Raw genomic sequence first — 1,537 nt, forward strand, 5'->3', positions numbered from 1 at the left:
GCGGGGTCTTGCAGGACGGGCAGACGCGCTGCCAGCCCGCCTGCGCCATGTCACTGGGTGCGCCGCAGCATGCGCAGAACCGGTGGCTGCGGTGCCAGGCCAAGAGCGCCTTGGCGGTGGCGGACAGTTCCGCCTCCAGCGGGGTGAGGCGGGTCATGATCCGGCGCAGCTCTGCAAAGACATGTGTGTCCGGCAGCTCAGGATGCTGCTGCTCGCTGGCGTCGGCAAAGCTGTTGAGCGCATCCTGGTCCAGGTCCTGCGGCTGCCAATCGCTGATGTCGCAGGCAAAGCAATGCGTGCCGCCGGGGGCCTGGCCCAGGTAAATGGCGTCACCCTTGCGGTCCGCCGCCAGCGGATGCGAGGGCAGGGTCCAAGCCAGGCCGCAAGGCAGATCCCCCTCCGCTGCACGCCGCGTGAGCGGCTTGCCGCGCCACATCAGCAGCACCTGCACCTCAGAGCTGTTCCAGGCCGCCTCCAGCGCCGCCGTGTCCGTGCGCAGATGCGCCGCGCGCTCCAGCCCGCCGCCGCCAAAGGTCACCTGTTCCGCGCGTTTCATGGCAATTCTCCTATGGCTGGCGGACGCCTGGCCGCGCTCAACGGGGAAATGCGGCAATGCATGACAGTGTGCCGCAGCCGTTGCCAGCATTTGCCTGCGATCTGTGCTTGCCTGTCGCAGTGCCGCCACACCTGGCATCGTTGACGTAGGGTCATTTTGCAGCAGAACAGGGGCATCCGCGCCGCCGCCTCAGGGCGTCTACGAAAAAGTTAATACGCAGCGAAAAGGATTCTTTGCAAATTCTGAAAACGCTGATTCAAATAGCGCCGAACAAGAATGGCGCCGAATGGTGCGAGAGGAGCGGCGGGCAGGCGGTGTCAGCAGTATTTTGGACATGACAGGCGGGCCGGCGGCCTCCAAGCCCCGCAGTGCCGGGGAATTGCATGTGCTGGCCACCACGGACCTGCACTGCAATCTGCTGAGCCATGATTACTATGCCAACAGGCCGGATCCGGCCATTGGACTGTCGCGGGTCGCAACCCTGATTTCCCAAGCGCGTGCTGAGGCTGCGCAAAGCGGGGCGGCCTGTATCCTGGTCGACAATGGCGACGGTTTGCAGGGGGCGCCGCTGGGAGATGTTCTGCCGCAGGCGTCCGGTCCGCATCCGCTGGTGCGTGCATTCCAGGTTCTGGAATATGATGCCGCTGGCCTGGGCAATCACGATTTCGATTCCGGGCTGGAGGCGCTGGCAAATGCGTTGAAGGACGCGCCCTGTCCGGTCCTGTGCTCCAACCTGTCAGCGGCTGATCCCGGCCGCGCGCTGCCCTTTGCAGCCTCGGCCGTGCTGGAGCGGACAGTGCCTTGCTGCCCGGACCTGCCGCCGGTGCAAATCGGAGTGATCTCTGTCCTGCCGCCGCAGACGCTGGCCTGGTGCCGGCAAGCGCTGGAGGGGCAGCTGCGGGCAGACGGCATTATTGAAGCCGCAGCAGAGCGGGCGCGGCAGCTGAAGGCGGAAGGCTGCGATCTGGTGCTGGCGCTGGC

At 65.8% G+C, this 1,537-nt stretch carries 1 protein-coding gene and 1 pseudogene; one reads left to right on the forward strand and one right to left on the reverse strand.

What is annotated here, in order from left to right; genetic code table 11:
• Positions 1-556 (reverse strand): NUDIX-like domain-containing protein (locus RA21_RS21735; RefSeq protein WP_342586532.1); only part of this gene is annotated, 556 nt, incomplete at its 3' end.
• Between the two features lie 334 nt (positions 557-890).
• Here RA21_RS21735 and RA21_RS21740 point away from each other — a divergent pair.
• Positions 891-1,537: pseudogene (locus tag RA21_RS21740) on the forward strand (bifunctional metallophosphatase/5'-nucleotidase); the annotation flags it as partial.

The organism is Leisingera sp. ANG-DT (genome assembly GCF_000813785.1).
GTDB lineage: Bacteria > Pseudomonadota > Alphaproteobacteria > Rhodobacterales > Rhodobacteraceae > Leisingera.